A 23,551-nucleotide genomic window follows, 5' to 3' on the forward strand; every position below is an offset into this window, starting at 1 on the left:
ATCTTTGGAGGACTGACATGAAAGTTCTTTATCTTGATATATCAATTTTTTTCGCAAATATGGACATGCTTGACGCATTGGAAAAGTACACTGACAGCGAAGGCAATCATCTTGAAATAGTAAAATACCCATATGCCTATGAAGAAAAGAAAGCAACAAGCGATCCCGAATTTGAAGCAGACTTTCTTAAAACCATAAGGGCAACAGATCCGGACTTCGTATTCTCATTTAATTTCCTGCCGGTAGTTTCCAAAGTCTGCAATATTGACGGCGTTAAATATGTCTCCTGGGTTTATGACAATCCGGAAGTTTTCCTTTACTCATGTCAGGTCATAAATCCCTGCAATATAGTTCTTATGTTTGATTCCAAGGAATTCGAGACATTCAGATCAGGCGGCATAAAAACCGTACATTACCTTCCTCTCGCCGCATCAACAAGACGCCTTGATAAAATGATTCCGGGTAAAAAAGAAAAAGAAAAATTTGCGGCAGACATCTCTTTTGTCGGTTCCTTGTATACAGAAAGAAGGCAATACTATGATGAGATTGCCCCAAAATTAAGCCCATATTCACTCGGATACATTGACGGACTTATCCGCGGTCAGCTTCAGGTCGACGGAATAAACTATATAGAAGAATGTCTTCCTCCGGAAATAGTCGATGAGATCCAGAAAGTAAGCAACATATATCCTTATCCCGACAGCGCCGAAACACCTGCATACCTCTATGCAAATTACATAATAAACAGACAGGCAACCATCATTGAACGAAGAGAAATCCTCACAATGATAGGTGCGCACCACGACATGAGACTCTATACTTACGGGCAAAACAAGGCTTTCTGCCCAAAAGGCGTTGAAAATATGGGTGCAGCGGATTATTTTCTTGAAATGCCTTATATCTTCAAACTTAGTAAGATCAACCTCAACATAACTCTTAGGAGTATCCAGAGGGGAATCCCGCTAAGAGCCTATGATATCCTCGGCGCAGGTGGTTTTCTTTTGTCCAATTATCAGGTAGATCTCGCCAATATCTTCGTTCCGGGCGAAGACTTTGTATACTACGAGGATAGAAAAGACCTCCTTAACAAGATTGATTACTATCTTGCAAATGAATCCGAGCGCAAACAAATTGCCCAAAACGCCCATGACAAAATCCAAAAAGAGCACTCCTTTGATGTACGTGTAGGACAGATAATTGACATCGTAAAGAGTGTCTAATACGAGGTAATTACTTATGATACTTCGCCCTACAATAGATATAACAAAATATCAAGACAGTAACGGCAATTATACAGAATCAGGGCGCCGTGAAATGATAGCTGATACCGCCAAAGACTATGAAATCTTTTCAGAAAGATACAGTGACGATGTACTCTCTCATCAAAAGTTACTGGCTAAAATAAACTCTCTTCTTTCGGAGTGCACAGATACTGCTTATGCAGAGATATGCAGCATTTGCGAATCATATGAATACCACAAACTGTCTAAGATTTTTACCGACTTCGACAGATTCTTGTCCGCCCATATAATCTATCAGACAGAAAAATCCGCAGGGATATTGGGGAATATTTTTTCTCTTATAGGTTCTGTAGATGACTACGTTAGTTTAAAGCAGATGACATTTTATTTGCTCAGAAGAATACAAATGGATTTTCCCGAAGATGAGACTTACGCATTTTTTGACAACATTCTGAATATAAATCCATCATTTTTTTACATTCTTCAAATGCTTGATGAATCTTGCACAGGTAATAAATTCGCTGTTGCAGAAAAGCTTTCGCAATACTACGAAAATTCGGGCTACAAAAATGAAGCCCTGCTAATAAAATCTTTTTCTGAAAAAAAATATGAGAATATCCCAATAAATAAACAAAAGATTTATCCGCCGGATCGCTCATACAACAATCCCAAAAAAATTTGTTTTATAACCTGCGTGAATAACACTCTTATGTACAACGAATGCTGTTACTACATAAATAAATTACTTGTCCCCGCAGGATTTGAAGTAGAAACGATTTCAATAAGCGACGCATCAGGTATGGCTGAAGGATATAACATGGGGCAATATAAAAGCGGCGCCGATATAAACGTTTTTCTTCACCAGGATGTCTGTATATTGAACCCGTATTTCATTTATGAAATTGCTGATATTTTCGAATCTGACAATACTGTCGGAATGATAGGCCTTGTAGGAAGTCCTGCGCTTCCACCGGATGCGGTTATGTGGCATGACAAGAGAGTCGGAAATTTATATTCTTTATCTCCAGATAACCTGTCATATGACTATAATCATGACAGTACCGTTCATACGCATACTTTATCTACAGTAGAAGCGATAGATGGCTTTATTATGATCAGTAACAAGAGAATAGAATGGCGAGATGATCTCTTTGACGGTTTTGATTTCTACGATATTTCCCAGTGCACCGAATATCTGAACCTCGGATACAAGATTGCAGTCCCCAATCAGTCATCTCCCTGGGCAGCACACGACGACGGCATAATGAAACTTGGTCTTTATAATAAATACAGGCTTTTGTATATAGACAAATACAAATCTTAATAAGAAATTTCAAAAGAAAAAGGGCTCCGTTTCCGGAGCCCCCTTTGGTAGTTGCAATTATGCAAATGACCAAGTTTTCTTGTGAACCATCTAAGATTATCCGAGAAGTGAAAGAACACCCTGGTTTGTCTGGTTAGCCTGAGCCAGCATTGACTGTCCAGCCTGTGCAAGGATGTTGTTGTTAGAATACTTAACCATCTCGGTAGCCATATCTGTATCACGGATAGCAGATTCAGCAGACTGTGTGTTCTCAACAACGTTATCAAGGTTCTTGATTGTGTGCTCAAGTCTGTTCTGGATAGCACCGAGATCAGATCTCTGCTTTGAAACTGCCTCAAGACATCCCTTAATATTGTTGATAGTAGCTTTTGCCTTAGTAGCATCAGTACCTGTAACATCTGCGCTAAGTCCCAATCCGGTTGCAGTCATCTTATCGATGTCAATTTTAATCTGGTTCTCAGCAGATGTCTCAGATCCAACCTGAATGTTCTTATTCTTGAATGTTCCATCAAGAAGAGCCTGGTTGTTGAACTGTGTAGCAGCACCTGTACGAGTGATCTCGTTTGTAAGTGCATTAAGCTCTGACTGGATGTACTCACGATCTGTTGTCTGAAGAGTGTCGTTAGCTGCCTTTGTAGCAAGCTCGTTCATTCTCTGAAGCATATCGTGTACTTCGTTAAGAGCACCCTCAGCTGTCTGAACTGCAGAAATACCATCCTGAGCGTTAGCTGAAGCCTGTGTAAGACCTCTAACCTGACGTCTCATCTTTTCGGAAATTGCAAGACCTGCTGCATCATCTGCTGCTCTGTTGATCTTGTAACCAGATGATAACTTCTCACTTGACTTAGCCTGAATTCCTGTTGTGATTCCAAGCTGTCTGTTTGCATTCATTGCTGTAATGTTGTGTTGTACTACCATAATATAATTCCTCCTTGAATTTGTACGGTGGCATCCTTGCCACTCGTTTGCTCGTTTCGAAATAGTTCTTAGTGCTGGCCTAAAAACCATCTCTGTTTTGTTTTACACTTTTATTATCGACTATAAATCTAAAAAAATAACCCCTTTTTTAAAAAATAATGTATAAACTTTTTATAAACAACATTTTTTATCCAAAAGCGTCCACATAACATCATAATTATCCTATTTATGGTAGAATGAATTTATGAATATAATATTTTACAGATATGACAGCATATGTGAACCCGATTATATTGACGCGCTAAAAGCTGTCGGCCTAACAATAATTGAAGACAAACAGGGATTATCTGAAAACACCCTTTCTGTTGATAGCAAGATTGCCCATCTTGGTAATCTCATTGCTGATCATAAGCCTTTATTCGTTTTCTCTATAAATTTTTTTCCATTTATTGCAATGGTATGTGAAAGGATAAAGCTTCCTTACGTCTGCGTTTCAGTAGATTGCCCCGTTCTTGAAATATACAATAATGCGATCAAAAGCCCTTATAACAGAGTTTTTCTTTTCGACCAAAAACAATATGAATCTATAAAAGACGCTAACCAAAACTGTATCTTCCACTTGCCGCTCGGTGCCGCAACAGTCAGACTGGATGCTACAATAGGCGATACTACAGGTTATGACTATGATGTATCTTTTATAGGATCTCTTTATACAGAAAAAGATCCGTACGGCGAGTTATCTTTGCCTTCGGAAATCAGCGCTTCTCTTGAAGAAAAAATGCAGTGTCAGCTCCAGGAAAGCATATACGGGCTTGAATATATCGAAAATACCATTACCGATAAAGAAATACAGTGTATAAAGGATACCGATCCAAATTTCTATTCATCGGCGCTCAGCATAAGAAATCTTGACAGGCAGATTGCAATTGATGACTATATCGGTTATCACATAACAGCTATGGAACGCATAAAACTTATGAATTTACTTGCAGATAATATACAGCCTTTTAATCTCGACCTTTTTACGGGAAGCGACACAACAGTTTTATCTAAGCATGTACGTAAACGCGGTTTAGCTAAATCATTTACAGATATGCCTGTGATATTCAAGAAAAGCAAGATCAATCTCAATACGACAATGAGGTCTATAAGATCGGGACTTCCTCAGAGAATATGGGATATCCTTGGCTGCGGAGGATTTCTTTTGACCAATTATCAGCCGGAACTTGATATGTTCCTGACTCCCGGCGTTCATCTGGAGACATACCGTTCTCACGATGAGCTGATAGAAAAAGCCAATTATTACCTGACTCATGATAAAGAACGTGAAGAAATCGCACTAAACGGTTACAGAAAAGTCTGCGCGGAAGACACCGTTCTTCACAGAGTCATTGTGATTATCAAAACCATTATGGAAAACATGGAGAACAATTCATGAACGTATATATTCTTGCACCTGCAAACAGAACAAGCGGAGGCCCCGAGCTCGCGCATCAGATGTGCCACAGAATAAACGAGCTCTCACCGGGTACGGCGTTTATGATATATGTTGATCTGAATCGCCCTGTCGGAGAGGATTTAGGTGCAGATGCTCCTGCTCCCGAAGCTTATGCGATATATGATACAGAACATATTACTGATTATGCTGCTGCCGATACTCCCGATAACGTATTTGTATTTCCCGAAGGGCTTACATTGTCTCTTCCTTTTATCAAGAATGCAAGAAAAGTTTTGTGGTGGATGAGCGTAGACAATTATATAATCTCAACCAAAGAAACAAATCTTGAAAGTATCAGAAAAGATGTTTCCCTACATTTATATCAATCTTATTATTCCAAGGACTATGTAGAGAATAAAATTCCGAATGCCAACGGGATGTACTTATCCGACTATATAAACGATGCGCATGGACAATTTCTTTTCCCCGCACATCTAAGACAGGATATTGCGCTATACAATCCGGCTAAGGGATATAACGAACTAAAACCTCTTATAGATAGAGCTTCCTGGCTTAAGTGGATCGCACTTACAGGTCTTGATGTTGAACATATGGTATTTATGATGCAGAATAGCAAGATTTATGTAGACTTTGGCGAGCATCCGGGTAAAGACAGAATCCCCAGAGAAGCCGCTGCAAACGGTTGCTGCGTAATCACAAACAAAAAAGGCGCTGCCGCCTTTTCTAAAGATGTTCCGATTCCTGATAACTACAAGTTTGAAGTCCCCGCTGATTCACTTGATGAGCTTGATTCGCTGCTTCACGATATTTGCGATAACTTCAAAGAACATCAGGATAAATTTGCTGATTACAGAAAAATGATTGCATCAGAAAAGAGCTCTTTTGAAAAAGATTGTGATAAGTTCCTTGAATGGTGCAAAAAGAATTAAGTACTAATGTATCTTTTTAATTTCCATCCAAGGATTTAGATATACCGAAAGGTCACACAGATCAAATAAATATCCGTCTTTTTGACAAACATAATCAAAACTTATCTGATCCCTTCTGTGATCATAGGCCATATATTCATCCCACCAATCCTGCATCACTTTCTTAAGTGCCTCATCATGGTGGTCCCTTACTATGCAGCCAAGTTCCGCTATATATCCTCTAGATGTATAGCCGCTTACTATATAGTCTTCTATCTGCTTATCAAGTACTGCCTTGTCTGCTTTTCCGCGCTCAACCAGCAGCTTCGCTTCATCAACTATGCTTTTGGAACTAAAATGCGGAAAACAGATCATTCCGCAGTCTTTGCTATAGGTATCTATAAAGCTTCTGATGTCTTTTTTTAGCGCAATAGATCCGTCGACATACACAGAATAGTCGTACTCCGGGAAAAAAATATGCGGAAACATCTTGGGGTACCTTGAAAAGCGCACACTGTCAAGATTGTCCGGATTGTCGATTACCCTTATTTCCCATCTGCCATTGTAATCAGGTCTTTCCTTATCTGTCAGCAAAATATATGAAAGCTCTGAGTCTCCAACCTCAGGTTCATTTATAGCATCATAGTCACCTGTTATAACGGTGTAAACAACGCCTTTCCCTTTGAACTTATCAGAAGACTCTGCATATCTTAAATGATAACGTGTTCTGATATAATCAACCTGATCGACGTAGTCCATCACATTGGCAATCTGCTTATTTTTCTTATCAAGTTCACTTGCTGCCAGTTTGAGACTATCCTCAACTTCCTTATTTATCCCTTCGCTTCCGTCGGCGCATGCATATTTTATGATTGCATCCATCGCCAATATTCTTAATCCATCAATATAATTGATGTTCTCATTGACCGCTTTGTGCATAGTATTCAACACATCTTTATTCTCTTTGCATAATAGATTATCGAAAAGCGTTTTATATACAGATAAGAAGCTTTCTCTTACAGCATCTTCCTCCATGGTTTCAGCATTATTACAGATATATGCAAGTATTTCATTAATCTGCTTTATAAGTTCCGCATTATGCATATAATTCTCCAAAAACGTAGTCAAATAATATTAGTAATCAAGTCAATCTTAATAATCAGCCGCCAACTTTGTCTTTAGATTTTTATTGTTCATCAGAGGCTGTATTTGTAGCATTTTCTTCCTGCGCGGGAGGTTGCATGCTTTCTGAAGTGTCAGTGCTCTCTTGTGTATGATGAGGTTCATTGTCATGCAACGCCGTCACTTCATCCTCAGATGCTTCCTCTGCTTTTTCTTCTACAGGAGCAATCACGCTTGCAGCTGTACTCGCCTGCTCAGTATCTACCTGCTCACCCAGAACAGGTCTTTTTTCTACAACCGAAGCTCCGGTAGACGCCGCGTCAGTCTTTTGTTCTGTAGTTTCGGAATTATTCTGTTCAGATTCTTTTTCTCCAACCTCAGAAGTATCGGATTCAGGCTCTTTTGCCTCCTCTTGCTCCTCAGTCTGCTCGCTGCTTGCGGCAGTTGCCGCTTCCTCAAGCTCTTCCAGCTGTTCAGCCTCTTCTTCCTCAGACAAAACAGGCTCGACCTTCCAGGTAACTCTTACAACCGGATGTACTGAAATATCCTGCCAGTTTCCGTTGGGATTACAATATCCGGTAAGTCCAAAAGAATACGAATCAAAATCTATCTCTTCAGGAGACCTTGAAAGCTCGTAAGAATAGCTTCCGTTCTCCTCATCAATCCTGTAAACATATGCATCATCAGGTGCCCTGTGCATTTCGGTACTTATAGATATTTCACCGTCCTCCGAAATAGGCTTCTCATTGCCTTCATCATCTACAACTGCAAGATACATACCGCACACATCAGAGTCGCCAAAGTCTGTGTTTCCGGAAATCTCAATATCTCCGAGATTCTCAATACTTGCCGTTACCGTGACAACAACAGGCACGTTACTTCTGTTTTTTACTGTAAGCGCGTCACTACGCCTTGAAAAATCATATTCGCCCTCATGATTCCTAAACAGTATCGTCGCGCCCTCTTCGACCTTTCCTCCACCATACTTGGCTGCATCGGTCGCAAAAATAAGGCCCTGCGGATCTATAACAAAATCAAAAGGAGACTCACCGCCTTCGCTGATTGCAGGCAAAGCAACAGACACCACATCTTTTCCATATACTTCAAGTGGAAGAGTCACCGTATCAACCGCCAACGCATCAACGGGACTGATGATCGACATGACCACCATACAAATCCCTGTTAATAATGCAGTTGTCTTCATCCTTTGCATCTTCATAAACCAAAATCTCCTGTTATATATCAGAAATATCTATATGGTTTTTCGACATATCTTTGTATAAATATAATACCATAATTTAAAAAGCATGCAGTAATTGAAAGAAAGGTCTGAATTGATTTTCTCAACTCAGACCTACTAATTCGTTCGTTTTTTCACTTACATCACCGCTGTATTATACGGATGAATCATTTTAATATCATCCGCCATAGATATTCTAAGATTTCTTATATCTATATCATTTTGGATGTCTAAAAAATATCGATCCGACACCCCAAAAAATCTCGCCAATCTTAGAGATGTATCAACAGTCACTTTCCTTCTATCATGAAGAATATCTTGAATTCTTGATACAGGAACATGAATAGCCTGTGCCAGCTTATAAGCAGATATTCCCAACGGTTCCATGAATTCTTCATACAATATTTCACTCATCGTTGGAGTTTCAATAAATCTTCCCATAACAACTCTCCTATTATTAAACACACGCATACATCGCAACAATAATTTCATTTAATGGTAATCAACTATTTCAACATTATAAAAATTATTTCTATCAGCAACAAAACATATCCGATACTGATTATTAATCCTAATACTATATTGTCCTTCCCTATCACCAACAAACTTCTCAAGCCTGTTGGAAGGAGGAATCCTAAGGTCCTCCACGCCCTCAGCATTATCAATCATAATCAATTTTCTTAAGGCAACTCTTTGAATATTCTGTGGCAATTTTGTTGAAAAAAACTGATTATAAACCTTTTCAGTTTCTTTGTCAGCAAATGTCTTTATCATAATTATATTATACACGCAAAACATGTGCATGTCAAACAGGTAGTTGGTGTGCAAAATTACTATGATCTATATATTCTGTCCTTTATCCGCAATAGATTCCGATTATATACTGATAAATTCGGTATAAATGTGCTACAATTTAACTACAGCCAGAAGCATTTTAAGCCGTTTAAGTGGAAAAAAAAGAAATTTTCTCACAAAAATTTCCAATTATCTCAAATAATTTGCTTTTATTTGGAAAAAATATTAAAATTATTTTCAACAGAATCTTTATTCTTATCGAAAGGTATACGATATGAAAATAATAGGGCGAAAAAAAGAAAAGAATGAATTGGAACAATGCGATAAATCAAAAAAATCCGAATTAGTATGCGTATACGGAAGGCGTCGTGTCGGAAAAACATATCTGATAGAGCAAACCTTCGGTGATTATTTTGCATTCCGCGCTACAGGCTTAGAAAAAGGTACCACCCGCGAACAGCTTAAAGCCTTTAATCAGAGGCTTGTTGAATGCGGTGATAGCACAAAAACCATACCTAAAGATTGGTTCGAAGCTTTTTCAAGATTAGACAAAATACTTAGCAGTGACAATATTACTTTTTCTCCTCATAACAAAAAAATTGTGTTTCTAGATGAATTTCCTTGGTTTGCAACACCACGATCAGATTTTTTATTGGCATTTGAGGATTTCTGGAACAGAAGGGGCACTCAGTCCGGTAATCTTTTATTTATTATATGCGGTTCGGCAACTTCATGGATGATAAAAAATGTGCTCGACGATTCAGGCAGCATGTTTCATCGTGTAACTGCCCAAATATTTATCCCGCCATTCACTCTTTCAGAATCAGAACTTTTTTTCAAAGATCGAGAATTTGGATGGTCAAGAGAACAAATAGCAGAATATCAAATGGTATTTGGCGGACTTCCCTTCTTTATGGACCTAATGAATGGAAATGAAAGTTTTAGACAAAATGTAGACAGATTATTATTTCGGCCCAATGCACTATTAAAAGATGAAACAAGCAGATTATTAGAAGCAACCCTAAAGAAATCTCCAATATACGGACAAATCTTAGAGATGCTTTCTCCCCATAGCTACGGGATAAAAAAAGCTGATTGTCAGAGAAATTTAAATGCTTCCGCAGGAACTTTCACAAGAGCTGTTGAAGATCTTATTAAATGTGGATATATTGTCGAATACACTAGAGATTACGAGAAAGGCAACCCGCTATATATACAGCTTGTAGACCCCTTTCTGCTATTCCATTATCATTTTTTATCGAAAAGAAAAAAGATTACCTGCTATGATGATCTCGCAAACGATGCAGGTCTTTTTGCAAACTGGCGTGGGCATGCATTTGAAATCCTATGTATGCATCACATTACCCAAATAAAAACTGCCCTTGGAATCTCCGGAGTAAAAACAGATTGCTTCCCATGGTGCAATCTTGGCGAAACCGATAGTGCACAAATTGATCTTGTAATTGAACGTGCAGATAGAATTACAAACATCTGCGAAATGAAATATACCGATCATCCATTTTCAATAAGCAAAGATTACGATATATCCTTATTGAAAAAAAGAGATATATTTCAGAAAAAGACAGGCACCAAACAAGCACTGAAGCTAGTCTTAATCTCAGCTATGGGCTTGTCAGGTGTTGCTCACACAGAACACATCTCTAATGTAATCACACTTGATGACCTGTTTGAACATTAAGAAGACTTCGTTTATATACTAATAAATCCGGTATTCAAGGCAACTACTTGGGAAGAGTTTAAAATCTTGCCAAGAATCATCCTGACATTGAGGATGTAGGTAATTTGATATTTGAACTGAATTTCGCTGATCAAGAAAAATATAAAAGCATGAATAAGTGAGTAATCGGGGCTGAATTGATTATTTCAATTCAACCCCATTCTTTCAAGAATTACCTTATACTTATCCTGCGTATTAGCCCTGTTCTTTCTGTCATCTTCGTCCATCCAGCCGCCATAGAAATAATGAATTCCTATAGTGCTGTTCTCAATATTCTCCTCACAGCTCATGTAATCGTAGGGATGAAATACACTTGCCGGATAAACTGTTATATTATTTACAATCTGCAAAGTATTGTCCACTCTGAATCCGTGCCTAACAAAAGGTGTAGTCTCATATAGCCCATTTGTCTCAATATTCAACGTCCCATCTTCATATATAAAAGGAAACTTAAGCCTGTAATCAAGCATTTCCTTTATCATGGGATGATGCGCAACCGCTCCTATACCCCCGCCAGAGTTTATATTCCCCCAACGTTCCGTTCCTACAAATCCCTTGTTAAAGAGAAGATCATCAAATGGCTTTATGAGTCTGACATCTGTATCCATGTATATTCCGCCACACTCATATAGAATATCCAGCCTTGCAACATCAGATACAAAGCCATACTTCCCCTTTTCATATGCCTGCTTGGTAAAAAGATATTTCGAAACATCAAAATTATTCTCATCCCATCTTTTTATCTCGTAGTCAGGACACATTTCCTTCCAGCTTTCCATACATTCCTTCAGAAAAACCGGAATTTCCTTGTCTCCAAACCAGCAGTAGTGAATAACCTTCGGAATCATACTCCGCTGCTCCATTTTCTGCATAATTGAAACTATATAGCAGTCAGAATTTTTTAGCGATTCCTTACTCTCAAGGTACTCGATAACAGGATAAAACTTACTGTTTGTCAAAAGAATTACAGTTTTGGAATCCGCCTGATCAAGAATCTCCGGAGTCTTAATCTCATATTCAGAAAATCCAATAGATATGTGTTTCCCAATCTTACGTTTATCCATATCAACATAGCAGTCGATATAGTCATGAAGGCAATATGTCTCCACGATATACGGAATCACAATCTGACCTATCATCCCGGCTCCGTATATAACTACCTTGCTGTTATTTTCTCTTATTCTTTTGGCAAGTTCATTGTAATTTCCAGTTCTAAGATTCATCTAAATCCTCGCATTAAATAAGTCCAAGCCTTCTTGCCAATTTTTCTGCTCCCCTGCCCTCAAATGGCGGATTGCAAATAGTGCTCAGCTCTCTCCTCTTATCTCCAAAGGGATCCGCTCCATCATGAACACTCTTAAGAAATGCTTTCATATCTTCCATGGTGTAAATCTTATGCCCCGGCATGAAATAATCCGGATCATCCATCTTGTACTCAAGATTAAACCGTTCTTTATCCTCCAACACAAATGCCACAGGTCTGTCCAGAAGCATATAGTCAAAAATAACTGAAGAATAATCTGTAAGCATGGCATCCATCTGAGTCATCAGCTTATAGCCATCAATCTCTTTGTTCCTTGCGCCACTTATATATACAATATTGCTGTAGTTACCACAATTATAGTTAAGCTCCTGTCTTGGATGTGGCTTGATAATCAGTAGCATATCCAATTCTTTCAGATAGTCATTTAGCTGTTCCATCTGTTTCTTGGTATAAATCAGCGAAACCCCGTAAGGAAAATCACCATCAGCATCTTTTCTTCCGTTGGTGTCAAGTTGCCTGAATGTTGGCATCCAGATAATCACTTTGCTAAATTTCTTTCCCGTAATCTTTGCAAGTTCATCCCACTTGCCCTTAAGGACATCATTTCTCGGAAGTTCTCCATAGATGAACTCTGCAGTAGCAGGATAAAGTAATGATGACTGTTGTTGTTTCCTCACAAACTCATTCGGTGAAAGAATATAATCAACATAATCCGGTGTTTTATAATAATTGCTGGTCTGCTTATATCCCATACCAAAATGCTGAAGAAAAACATTAACCTGTCCGTCGCGAACTTTTCTTATAGGGTTGTTATCCCATATCTGCCATTTTGCAATAGCACGAAGTTTAACAAATTTCTTTAATTCATCAAGGTTTTCGTTAGGGCAGACAACCTCATCACTTTCATCTATCGCCCAATGTCTATTTTCTGCTTTCTTTATTATCCAAGCAATACTGCGTTTCGTCCTGTTTTTCTTCAGATACTCATACAGCGCGCCTGCATTCCCATCAAAGTCATTAGTGCTTTCAAAAAGTATCATATCCTCAAGAGGAGCTTTTTCATACTCTTCAAGTTCTGTTACAAACTCTGAGTATGGACTGGTCTGGAATATCATTAACGCAAGAGAATAAAGGTTATCAAATCCCATTTCATAAATATCAGCTGCCACATCATCTGCCCTAAACTTTAGTGCAATGACAATTGCATCTCTATCAGATTTCATCTTAGGTATAGCTATCTCTGGCTCAAACACCTCTATACCATCAATGAAACTTCCCCACTTACCGGAAGCATTATCAAGATACCCTACGATCTGATATTCTTCCCTGAACTGGTTCACAAATACTTTTGCAGCATCATTGCATCCAAACACATAGATATTTTTGCCCGCGTCACAGTTTTCAAATTCTGATACCCCTTTTTTCAGCAAACGATCATCAGACAGCATGTAAGACTTCTCAGCCATCAGTTCCCAATATGCATAGTTCTCATCGAATATCATGCTTAATTCCCTTTATGTAAAAAGTCAGATAAACCTTCATAACAGATTACACCATTCGCTTTAATAAACCTTTTTCTCAAAACAGCCTGTGAATCTTCGCCTTCAAAATCTTGCCCGTTGAAACTCCTCGTCCAATCAGATCCAAAGCTATCTTTTCTGCTACACTACTGCTCTCGACTGCTATAAGTAATAAATCGTATTCTGCACCTGCAATTTTATCAACACTGGCAATCCTGTCATCGCATAGTTCTTTTGCTCTTTTATCAACCCACAGCACCACATTAGTTCCGATTGTTTTCATCTGGGCATACAAATCATTTCCAACTCTACCTGCGCCATAAAGCACAATGCTTTTGCCAGCAATTTCAGACTGATCAAGAAGATATCTGATAATTCTTCCATTAGCCCTTAGCCCCATACGTTCATTCAACGTAAAATAGCTTTTTTCAAGAAACCAGCTTACTGCTTGTTTAGCAAAACTGTAGCTATTAGAATAATCATTAGCAATATCAAGAAGTCCCAGATAGACGCTATTGATATTTGCTATCGCACATGGATCTATTCTGTGAGAAGCCGATTCACTCCTGTATCGATAATGATATGGATATTCATCTACAAAAGCTATTCTCCTGCCACCCATAGCATATCTGTATACCAGAAGCGCATCCTCATAGAAATACACTCCTGCATCAACATGAGCCTCCGCTTCTTTAAGCTTATCCAATCGATACAATTTGGACCACATCCATGCTGTAAGGAGCTGAGAAGCACCGTGTTCCATGTCATAAAGCATTTTGCACTTAATATTGTCAATTTGCTCGTTCTCATATATACCCGGCGCGAAAGAATCACGTTTCTTTATAACACTTGCCTTTTTTTCTTCCCAGGAAACGCCACAACAGACCATATCTGAATCTGTCGCATTATCAATCATGATCTGCAACATATCATTTTCTATCCAGTCATCCCCATCAACAAATGTCACATATTTCCCGGTTGCCTCTGAAAGTCCTCTTCGTCTCGCCAACACAACGCCTAAGTTTCTCTGTGTGATAAGCGTGATGCGATTATCTACACATGCATATCTCCTGCATATCTCATTAGTTCCATCTTCAGAGCCATCATCGATGATTATCAATTCAAAGTGTTTATAGCTCTGCGCCAGAACACTCTTAATACAGTCTTCTATATATGATTCCAGATTGTATACCGGAACTATAATGCTCACCATTGGGTGTTCAGAATACATACCTATATCTCTCCCATAAAAAATTGAGCCATTAGCAATTACCATACTTTTTCTATGCTAAAGGACAATATCTCTCAATATCCAAAATATCTACAGCCAAGTTTTTACGTTTAAGATATGAATATAACTCCGTATTGCACGCTATTATCAAATCAGTCTGCTCATCAATATTATCAATATCCAAGACATTCGTGTCTAATCCCAATTCTGATTTCAATTGTTCTGCACGAGATTTATCCTTATCTGTAATACCATAGATAGCTATGTCATTATCCAAAAAAAAACATAGTAGTGCCTTGCCTCTCTTCCCGCACCCCCATAGAACAAATCTCTTATATTCATTCAATTCATTTAGTATTTTCTCCTTATTCGCCTCTAATTCATATTTAAAAATAACATTTTCTTTCCACCATTTTGTCTGAACCGAATTGTTCACATAAAGTGAAGCAACATATTTCTGTATATCTGAAGCATTTACAGAAAACAATTTATTCTCAATAACAAACTGCTTGATTTCCTCACAAAAATGCTTAATTAATTCTTCGTTATCTGTACGTCTTAATTCATATATCCCACCTACCAGCATCACATATAAGGCTTTTCTTATGCCGTTCTCGTCATCAGTTGGTATTCGATTTATAATTGCTTCAGCAGCTCTATAACAATTTACAGGATTTCTTCTACTAGAAATATTTCCATCCCGCCCTTTTTTGTATATAATCAGATTGCTTTCATCAACAAATAACAGCCTCTTTGCCGTATATATCACCATACAGCTAAAAAACACGTCATTCGACGATTGCAGATTTTGAAATAAAATATTATATTCTACAATCAGTTTACGTTTCACCAGCTTATTCCATGAAAAATATCCGCACTGCGCAAATCCGCTGTCATCAAGTTCAGAAATATCAAATATCCCATTTGGAATACTTTTAGGTCTCTCAACTTTTTTAATCAAACCATTATTCTCAATTGTACATCCACACATAACTACATCTGCATTTGTCTGTATGGCATTCTTATATAAAACATCCAATAAGTTTATGCTAAAACTATCGTCCGAATCTAAAAAAATCACATACTCACCTCTAGAAATCTCAAATCCATTGTTTCTAGCCACACCAGCCCCCTGATGTGCTTGAGATATCAGATGTATTCTATTATCATAAGCCTCAAACTGTTTTATTATCTTTAATGAATCATCAGAAGACTCATCATCAACGCAAATCAACTCCCAATCCTTATATGTTTGATTTATGATATTTTCAATTGTTTTTTTCAAATAATCCGCGGTATTATATACAGGCATTATGATAGAAACCATAAATTCCTCCAGACAATTGCAAACTATCAGCTAAATATCCCGAAGTAACTCCCAAATCTTATTTTCGCGCTCTTCATTTTTACAATTGTTCTTTCTTAGTATAATACAATATAGATAGTACTCTAAAAGTACATATATCAGCCTAGCACGCTTCAATTCTTGCTGAGATGGAATATATCCATAGTAAATTTGGAGAAAGTCTCCCAGACTATATTTCAATGCAGTTCTATTTTTTAAATTACTGTATAACATGCATATATCCCACATAGGGTCAGACATCCCCACCCATTCCCAATCAATAAGAACCATTTTGCCTTTATACATAGCAAAATTGTCAAGGTGTACGTCTCCATGGCATACAGACGTCATTCCGATATTACTCAACTCACCAAAACATAAATCATGGATATGAACTGACAACTGCTCAGGGAAATATCCATTATACTGAACAATATATTTTTCATTACTTATCACCCTTTCAATCGGGTTCCATCTGTTGCGAAGACTAATATTGCTGTCATGAAGCAATCGAAGTTCTTCTAAAGCCCCACTCACAGTTTCTTCACTACTCCAATCTAAGCAATCAGTTTCTGCATACTTTTCTATCTCTATTCCTTCATTGTCAACATAAACACAGAGTTTATCCAAATTCCCTAATTTCTTTCTGTCTTCATATCGTATAGCAATGCTCCTTGTGTTAGATGGATTATATTCTTCTCTGAAACTTCTAACTGGAATATGTACAATATACTTCCGTACTTTCTTTTGCCAAACAAGAAATGTCACCCTTGTCGCTCCATCCAGCGGGCTAAATGCCAGTTCATCCAGATTATCTGAAATATGTTCTTTTATTTTCTGTAACACTTTGCTTTCTATGCTTTTCATACATAACGAGAGATTCCCTCTTGCAATAGCATTTACTATTATTGGATCCTTGTATAACAATTCTTGTAATGATGTATATTGCCTGAGAAAATCGCTTTTCTTTTCGCATATCAGATATCTATCTCCATACAAATCTTGGATATTCTTTTTTATTTCATCCCTATAATTGGTACTTGTAATCATGATGAAACAGCGATTTTCATCATATTCCTTTATGGCATCAGGCGTTTCTATAACATACTCATCTCCAAGCAAAACTACTTTTTTTTGCCACATAGAGGAAGATGAATCAACAACACAAGCAATGCTATCAATCTGCATTGAATAACAAAGCGGTTGCAAATTCCTTCCTGCTCCCCAAAGAATCACTCTTCGACCAGTCACATCAACATATTTTCCATTGTTCTTTACCAATAATTTAATAGATTCCATTTGATTCAACATTTATCAATAATCTCTTCTATAGAAATAATAGGACAGCCAATTTTAGTCTCCATATGCCGCTTTATATCATCAAAATAATAAATTGGAGTAACAACAATCGCATCAACTTTATCCAGCAAATCATTCGGATAGTATACTTCAATACTAATTCCTCCGCTCGACTCACCGCTCTGATCTATAGCATATTTAACCTCTACTTTTTCAGCATCCAGCTCACCCAAAAGTATTTGCCCAACTTCCTTCATCCCATATATTGCAATCTCTTTAAATCCCCTAGAATACAAATAATTAGTTATGTTCTTTCCTTGTTGTTTTTTTACCATCCATTTAGCCAACAATTTATAATAATCTTCATATTTTCTAGCTTCAGATTTACTCTTAGTTCTAGCCATATTACAAATTTTTAAGCATATATAATTGAAAAGCGCTGAAATGAGAAGCCCGAATATTGGCAACTTATCACTCTTCTTATTCTTAGTCATTTAATTTTCCTTTCCGGCAATATAACTGATAAAATCGCACAAAGTTGAATTTCTCTCCATAACGAATCCTTCATCCAAAATAGCCTCTATTGGTTCAGAAATCATAAAGTACTCTGTCTTCGTTCCGTGACTAGTAAAAGCAAATCTATCCTCGCTCCAAGGCAGAAGATATACCCCTTTATCCGACGCAATACTCATATTCGCATCAATGTTTATATCTGTCTCATAAATCTGCCCTTTTGATAATACTGAATTCTTACCACATTTTGAATATAGATAAATGTCATCTCCAAGTAATATCATTCTGAAATATGGTCCATTGCCTCCATCTGATACTCTCTTAAACTCTCCCGATAGCATATTCCACACATAAATTTCCCGAGTATCAAATGGAATTAAATAGCACAGGTCACCTATTATCTTCATATCATAATATGGATATTTCTGCGGAACATGCAAAATTTTTATCTCATTAGTTGAAAGATTAATCCTGAGCACACAGCGAAGGTCTGTATACAAGAGATAAACAGATGAGTTATGCCTATAGCTTCTCCTTGCTGTTGATTTTTCATGTATGCTTTTAACCTCTTCTGAACAATCAAATTTTGGTGATAAGAAAACTTTGTTTCTTATATCAAAAACGACCGTTCTGTCCAAATTGTTTTTGGGAAATATATATATATACGCCCCCATCAATGCAGCACATGTGAACTCCGCTGAACTATCAGCAGCAAAAGTTCCCAAATTTTCATTTCTGTCAACATGAAAACAACTGACAATTGCGTTCTTTAGGCTAACGCAATATATATTGTTCCCATAAAAAAACAATTCCTTTACAGTGCCCCTAAACTCAACCGGTAACTTAAACATAACCTGAGCTGTTCTTTTTTTTAAATCTAAGGAATATACTGAGCGTTCATTTTGTGGTGCACATATGAACATATCCTTGAATTCTAAAACACTTTTAATCCCAACTATTGTTCTATCCTCCCTCTGCCAAACACGACTACAGCAAACTCCATATTATAGTTTTTATTTCTAACAATTCTTCCGCATATGGTTTTGTTGCATCAATCTCTACAACTTTGGCACCTGCATAATTAATTCTTTTTAATGATTCAAGTTTATTCATAAAAGCAGTTCTCTTATTCGTATGTTCACTCTTTCTACGAATACAAGTATCAATATCTATATTTAATCGAAATATAATATCAGGTTGCATTGAAATAGCCTTAACTAGGTTTTTATATTCTGCCTCAACCATCATATTTTTTATGTAATTATTTCCTTTCAAATTTCCAAGTTTAGGTCCATCATTCTCATTATTCCTCTCAAGCTGGGGAAACCTATCCATAACGCATATCCCTCCAGCCTCAACATATTTCTTTACTCTCTGAAGTATTATTTTGTTTCTTTCAGTGACACAAAGGACTATGCTTCCTTTTAAGACATCATGAATATCATCTCCTATCTTCGTTTTTTCCTCCCCACCGTCACACCATAAAATCTTGTCATAATTGCGTGAAAGCCTTTTTAATGCTCTGATATCCTTTGTAACATTATCCCCCGTGCCTAAATATACAAGCTGTGAATCAATTTTTTTTGATAACCAGCTATATATGTCCTGCGTCACTCGAGTCTTGCCAGAGCCATCCACCCCGACAAATGCCATTGACAAACCTTTTCTTCCATATCTGGCCTTTTTGGTTATGTAAAATCCTCCACGTGCTTTATTTTCCTTACCAAATTTCTGAATACATTCCTGCGTCCAGAACAATCTCTCTGCATTCAAAAAAGAAAACCTTCTATTAGCTGAATAATATTCCCTAAAAGAGTTGTAAAGTTTGAGAAACAAATCAGAATCAATCCTCGACTGAAAACATTTTTTTACTTCAGCTGTAATATCTGCATCAAAAATTTCCTGGCAAATCTTTCCTAATTTCTCAATATCTGATCTATTTTTTAAATAGATGAATTCGTCATAAAAGCTCTTACTAAGTACCCATTTCCCGCTGTGAGCCATAACAAAATCTTTTGGTGTTCCTTTCAATGCTAATCGAATCATAAGAAGCAACAACTCATATTCTGCTTCAGGCATTTTTACATTATATTCCGAATTCACATATGAATTATCCAAAAGAATTTTTTCCAATCCAAGTTCATACTCTTTTGCATGTGTCGTCCCTGTTATAAGTGCATAATGCAAATGAATATGATATATGTTCCCTGTGACATCATCAAAACACAACCAATTTTCAACGTCCGGATAATTATTTACTATCGGTGATTCAAAACGTTTTACCCCATAGTCAACAAAAAAAGCGTTGACTCGCGCTTTATCCTTTTTGTCAACAAGCAAATCAAAATCTGAAGCAGCCGCAAAGCTTTGTCTGATATGCTGATTGCTTTTAAAATGACAATATCGTATTTCTGAATTATTTAAGTCATTGAACAATTTAAACATTATATTATTGTAATATTTCATACCCCGCAAGTCCTTACACCCCAAAAAACGGGGAGGCTTATGCCTCCCCGCACTTCTGAAGACTATTTTTATGCTATAGTAATCTTGATTATATAGTCTGTTCCTGAAATTTTAACTTTAATAAATCGTACATCGCCTGCGTTAGCACTGCCCCAGTTACTAGCTGCAATTGTGACTGCGCCATTGCTTACAGTGATATTGCTTGAAGTAGCATAACTACCATCTACTGTCTTAGACCACGTTGCTTCTGTCAATCCGGTTGCTGCCATTGTAAGAGCTGTTCCCTTCCTAAATGTTGCAGTATAATCCCATGCCTGACCTGTTACCTTAGTTGCATTTGAGATTGTAAGAGTTGATTCACCGCCTGCTGCTGAATCTTCAAACGTATCATCAATAGTTACGCCAGAAGTTGTAGAATCACCTGATGCTTTTGCAGCCCATGAATATGTAAGCTTGATTCCGGGAACAGTCTTATCTTTAAATAATTCCGCATCTGCTACACCAAGTTTCGTTACAGCGCCCTCAAACTTAATAGGAACTGCATTCCACTTAGAGCCACTCAAAGTCACAAATTCATATCCATCTGCGCCATAATCAAAATCAAAGTTCTCACTAACTGCTTCAAGAACTGCCTTCTTTTCAACTGCTGTATCATCACTTACAGCAGTTGCTGTTGCATCTTTTCCAATTAACGCACCAATATAGAGCTTTACAGCTGAAGGATTAGCCGCCGTTACGTTTGCCTTAGAATCAAACGGAATGTCTGATCCAGCAGTATTAGCAACTTTCTCTACCTTGATGGTAAAAGTAACATCTCCGGTTCCTTCATTAGCAACATAAAATGTTCCACTTTCATTTGAGTACTCTTTAGCTCCTGTCTGGAAATATACTCCTGTATCATTTGACTCAGGGAACGTATATCCATTATAAGCTGCAGCGTCTGTTCCTGCAATAAGCCCCTGAGGGTCAACTTTAAATGCTATTCCTGCTGCAACAGACTCTTCTGTAGGTACAAGAACCTTTGTAATTGTAGTACCTACATAACCTTCAGATGTTCCTGCTCCTGTTCCCGTTCCGGATCCTGAAGCCGCTGTAGGATCAAGCTCTGTTGCAAATGCTGTTAATGTGCTACCAAATACCATAGCTGTTGAAAGTGCTACTGCTAATATTCTTTTTGTGTTCATAATAAAAATCCTCCTTGATTTTTAATGATCATCCGCCACGTCGTGTTGCGGAAGTTATCATACTATTGCTCAACTTCAATAGTAAGCCCGACTCTTACTGTACTTACCGTGTTCTGTTCTTCATCTACAAGATGATAGATCATAACACAATCATAAGTACCTTGTTTCAATTCCGTATCCAATTTTATTTTTTTCAGTTCACTTCCAAGTGGAATCACCGGCGACTTATAAATTGGATTGCTTTCATCTTCTGACAAAAACACATCAAAAAATACATCGTTTGAATTAGCTTTGTCATTTGCAACATAGGCATCTTCCGACTCTGCATCTCCGGTCTTAAAATGCCAAACATTGCTCATAGTTGCACTGAAATATCCCGGAGGAACATATTCCTGGCTAAAGAAATCTTCAGCCACCTCCTCTATATTATCTTCAGTGACAAGTATATTTCGTTTGTCCTCTTCCTGCGTTACCTCCTTTTTACCCATTTCCCCAGTTCCTCTTGTAAGCAGTAAGACAACCACAGCAACCAAAAGGAGTATGATCACCGCAATTCCAGCAATAATAATGTTCTTTCCCGCTTTAGAGGAGTTTACGTTATTTCCGTTAGTTTCTGACTTATTAGCCATAATCCCTCCGACAATACATTTCTCATTAAAAAAAGGTTTGCAAGTAACAAAAAACTAGAAATAATAAACTTCTTTTCATGATATCGTTAATTGTAACAGATACATCTCCGATTATCTATTAAATAAACATTAAATCTTTTTATTACGTTATCAGACAGCGCTATCTGCAGATAAAAGGATTCTTCTGTTGCCTTTGACAATACATATATCGGCTATGTAAAGTGAACGTTTTACAATACCATCTATAAACTTTTTATAAACACAAAAATAATCCCGTGGAATCTACGTTCATTTAGATTCCACGGGATATATCTCTATACGTTTCAATCCCGGATAAGAGCCACTCCGGTGTAACATCCAGTACTTTGCATATAATCATAATTTTCTCTGCTGTAGGATTGGTATTCTTCTTACGCCAATCGCTTATCGTACTCTCTGCTATTCCCGTACGCTTAGCAAATTCTTTCTGAGTTAACTTCATTTCCTGCAGCTTATCAAATATGCGATCTCTTATTGTCATATCAGTTATATACCTTTTTTTCATCATAGCCTTAAATTCATCAATTGATACGCCTGCCCTGTCGGCCGCGATTTCGACGCTCAATAAGCCATCATGTACCAAAGCTATCAGAGTATTGTCTCTGCCTTTCTCTATTCCTTTCTCTATTCCCCTTGTTTCAATCTCATCAAGAACAGTACACATAATGATATGCTCCTTTCCTTTTACATCCTCATAAACTTGTTTGCTTAAATTGTACAAACAAGTTTTTATTCTTGCAGAAATGACTATTCAAGATTAATTATCATAGAAAATGCCATCAATAAATTGGGACATTCAGTCCTTTCCGAAAAATATATTTTTTCTAAGAGAGTATTATCTATTTAACGCTCGTCAAATAAAAAATAATAACAACGCAAAGTTTGAAACACATCAAACATTGCGCTGTTGTCGTTACTTTTCAAAATCTATCTTCACTTATAATATATCAAATAAAATCGCATCATCAATCGGACATTTTAGTCAATGCCTCTGCATACCCAAGCAATCTCGATTGCTGAGCTTTATCCATTGAATTGAATGCTTTTATAAGTTGTCCGCTTTCTGTCAGAGCATCAATCGCATACCATTCACTGGGCTTTCCTCTATCACCATGCGTTTCAATTCCGGACAAGAGCCACTCCGGTGTAACATCCAGTACTTTGCATATGATCATAATTTTCTCTGCTGTAGGATTGGTATTCTTCTTACGCCAGTCGCTTATCGTACTCTCTGCTATTCCGGTACGCTTAGCAAATTCTTTTTGCGTTATTTTCATTTCCTGCAGCTTATCAAATATGCGATCTCTTATTGTCAT

Annotated in this window: 22 protein-coding genes; 5 read left to right on the forward strand and 17 right to left on the reverse strand. The window is 37.4% G+C overall.

The genetic code is table 11. The features are described from left to right. Positions 1–17 precede the first annotated feature (17 nt). Together BM398_RS08120 and BM398_RS08125 are read left to right on the forward strand one after the other, a co-directional pair. Positions 18–1,220, forward strand: a complete 1,203-nt coding sequence (locus BM398_RS08120; protein WP_175531882.1) for a CgeB family protein — start codon at positions 18–20, stop codon at positions 1,218–1,220. Positions 1,221–1,236: 16 nt separating this feature from the next. Further along, complete coding sequence (locus tag BM398_RS08125) at positions 1,237–2,565, forward strand: glycosyltransferase family protein (RefSeq protein WP_092337227.1); 1,329 nt, start codon at positions 1,237–1,239, stop codon at positions 2,563–2,565. Between the two features lie 96 nt (positions 2,566–2,661). On the opposite strand, the gene BM398_RS08130 is transcribed toward BM398_RS08125, so the two are convergent. Continuing rightward, positions 2,662–3,483 (reverse strand): flagellin N-terminal helical domain-containing protein, encoded by an 822-nt coding sequence (locus tag BM398_RS08130; RefSeq protein ID WP_092337228.1) that lies wholly within the window; start codon positions 3,481–3,483, stop codon positions 2,662–2,664. Between the two features lie 244 nt (positions 3,484–3,727). Here BM398_RS08130 and BM398_RS08135 point away from each other — a divergent pair, with 244 nt between their 5' ends. Together BM398_RS08135 and BM398_RS08140 are read left to right on the forward strand one after the other, a co-directional pair. Continuing rightward, positions 3,728–4,921 (forward strand): CgeB family protein, encoded by a 1,194-nt coding sequence (locus tag BM398_RS08135; RefSeq protein ID WP_092337229.1) that lies wholly within the window; start codon positions 3,728–3,730, stop codon positions 4,919–4,921. Continuing rightward, the gene (locus tag BM398_RS08140; protein ID WP_092337230.1) at positions 4,918–5,871 is read left to right on the forward strand and encodes a hypothetical protein; all 954 of its coding nucleotides are present in this window, start codon (positions 4,918–4,920) and stop codon (positions 5,869–5,871) included. Before BM398_RS08135 ends, BM398_RS08140 begins: the two co-directional genes overlap by 4 nt. A 3-nt stretch (positions 5,872–5,874) precedes the next feature. On the opposite strand, the gene BM398_RS08145 is transcribed toward BM398_RS08140, so the two are convergent. The 4 genes from BM398_RS08145 to BM398_RS08160 form a co-directional block, all read right to left on the reverse strand. After that, on the reverse strand, positions 5,875–6,954 hold the full coding sequence (locus tag BM398_RS08145; protein ID WP_092337231.1) for a glycosyltransferase domain-containing protein: 1,080 nt from the start codon (positions 6,952–6,954) through the stop codon (positions 5,875–5,877). A gap of 82 nt (positions 6,955–7,036) precedes the next feature. Next, positions 7,037–8,191 (reverse strand): hypothetical protein, encoded by a 1,155-nt coding sequence (locus tag BM398_RS08150; protein WP_092337232.1) that lies wholly within the window; start codon positions 8,189–8,191, stop codon positions 7,037–7,039. Positions 8,192–8,350: 159 nt separating this feature from the next. Further along, on the reverse strand, positions 8,351–8,653 hold the full coding sequence (locus BM398_RS08155) for a HigA family addiction module antitoxin (RefSeq protein WP_092337233.1): 303 nt from the start codon (positions 8,651–8,653) through the stop codon (positions 8,351–8,353). Between the two features lie 51 nt (positions 8,654–8,704). Then, positions 8,705–8,986, reverse strand: coding sequence for a type II toxin-antitoxin system RelE/ParE family toxin (locus BM398_RS08160; RefSeq protein WP_092337328.1), 282 nt, complete (start codon positions 8,984–8,986; stop codon positions 8,705–8,707). Positions 8,987–9,281: 295 nt separating this feature from the next. Here BM398_RS08160 and BM398_RS08165 point away from each other — a divergent pair, with 295 nt between their 5' ends. Continuing rightward, positions 9,282–10,706, forward strand: a complete 1,425-nt coding sequence (locus BM398_RS08165; RefSeq protein WP_092337234.1) for an AAA family ATPase — start codon at positions 9,282–9,284, stop codon at positions 10,704–10,706. Positions 10,707–10,891: 185 nt separating this feature from the next. On the opposite strand, the gene BM398_RS08170 is transcribed toward BM398_RS08165, so the two are convergent. From BM398_RS08170 to BM398_RS08225, 12 genes are all read right to left on the reverse strand, one after another. Next, positions 10,892–11,968: a glycosyltransferase family 32 protein gene (locus tag BM398_RS08170; protein ID WP_092337235.1), complete on the reverse strand. Its 1,077-nt coding sequence runs from the start codon at positions 11,966–11,968 to the stop codon at positions 10,892–10,894. A gap of 13 nt (positions 11,969–11,981) precedes the next feature. Next, on the reverse strand, positions 11,982–13,511 hold the full coding sequence (locus BM398_RS08175; protein ID WP_092337236.1) for a CDP-glycerol glycerophosphotransferase family protein: 1,530 nt from the start codon (positions 13,509–13,511) through the stop codon (positions 11,982–11,984). Positions 13,512–13,587: 76 nt separating this feature from the next. Then, on the reverse strand, positions 13,588–14,760 hold the full coding sequence (locus BM398_RS08180; protein ID WP_175531883.1) for a glycosyltransferase family 2 protein: 1,173 nt from the start codon (positions 14,758–14,760) through the stop codon (positions 13,588–13,590). A gap of 52 nt (positions 14,761–14,812) precedes the next feature. Beyond that, positions 14,813–16,087, reverse strand: a complete 1,275-nt coding sequence (locus BM398_RS08185) for a glycosyltransferase family 2 protein (RefSeq protein WP_092337238.1) — start codon at positions 16,085–16,087, stop codon at positions 14,813–14,815. A gap of 30 nt (positions 16,088–16,117) precedes the next feature. Next, entirely contained in the window at positions 16,118–17,416 is a 1,299-nt protein-coding gene (locus BM398_RS08190; protein ID WP_092337239.1) for a phosphotransferase, read from the reverse strand. Further along, complete coding sequence (locus BM398_RS08195) at positions 17,410–17,898, reverse strand: hypothetical protein (RefSeq protein WP_092337240.1); 489 nt, start codon at positions 17,896–17,898, stop codon at positions 17,410–17,412. The genes BM398_RS08190 and BM398_RS08195 overlap by 7 nt, the downstream gene beginning before the upstream one ends. Then, positions 17,899–18,768, reverse strand: a complete 870-nt coding sequence (locus tag BM398_RS08200; RefSeq protein WP_092337241.1) for a hypothetical protein — start codon at positions 18,766–18,768, stop codon at positions 17,899–17,901. Between the two features lie 136 nt (positions 18,769–18,904). Further along, a complete protein-coding gene (locus BM398_RS08205; RefSeq protein WP_092337242.1) occupies positions 18,905–20,383 on the reverse strand; it encodes a hypothetical protein in 1,479 nt (492 codons plus the stop codon). A 68-nt stretch (positions 20,384–20,451) separates the two neighbouring features. After that, positions 20,452–21,567 (reverse strand): hypothetical protein, encoded by a 1,116-nt coding sequence (locus BM398_RS08210; protein ID WP_092337243.1) that lies wholly within the window; start codon positions 21,565–21,567, stop codon positions 20,452–20,454. A gap of 62 nt (positions 21,568–21,629) precedes the next feature. Beyond that, entirely contained in the window at positions 21,630–22,196 is a 567-nt protein-coding gene (locus BM398_RS08215) for a hypothetical protein (protein ID WP_092337244.1), read from the reverse strand. A gap of 292 nt (positions 22,197–22,488) precedes the next feature. Beyond that, positions 22,489–22,899: a helix-turn-helix domain-containing protein gene (locus BM398_RS17410; RefSeq protein WP_242949784.1), complete on the reverse strand. Its 411-nt coding sequence runs from the start codon at positions 22,897–22,899 to the stop codon at positions 22,489–22,491. Positions 22,900–23,200: 301 nt separating this feature from the next. After that, positions 23,201–23,551, reverse strand: a complete 351-nt coding sequence (locus BM398_RS08225) for a helix-turn-helix domain-containing protein (protein WP_092337245.1) — start codon at positions 23,549–23,551, stop codon at positions 23,201–23,203.

Source organism: Butyrivibrio sp. M55, assembly GCF_900116865.1.
In the GTDB taxonomy this organism is placed as follows: Bacteria; Bacillota; Clostridia; order Lachnospirales; family Lachnospiraceae; genus Butyrivibrio.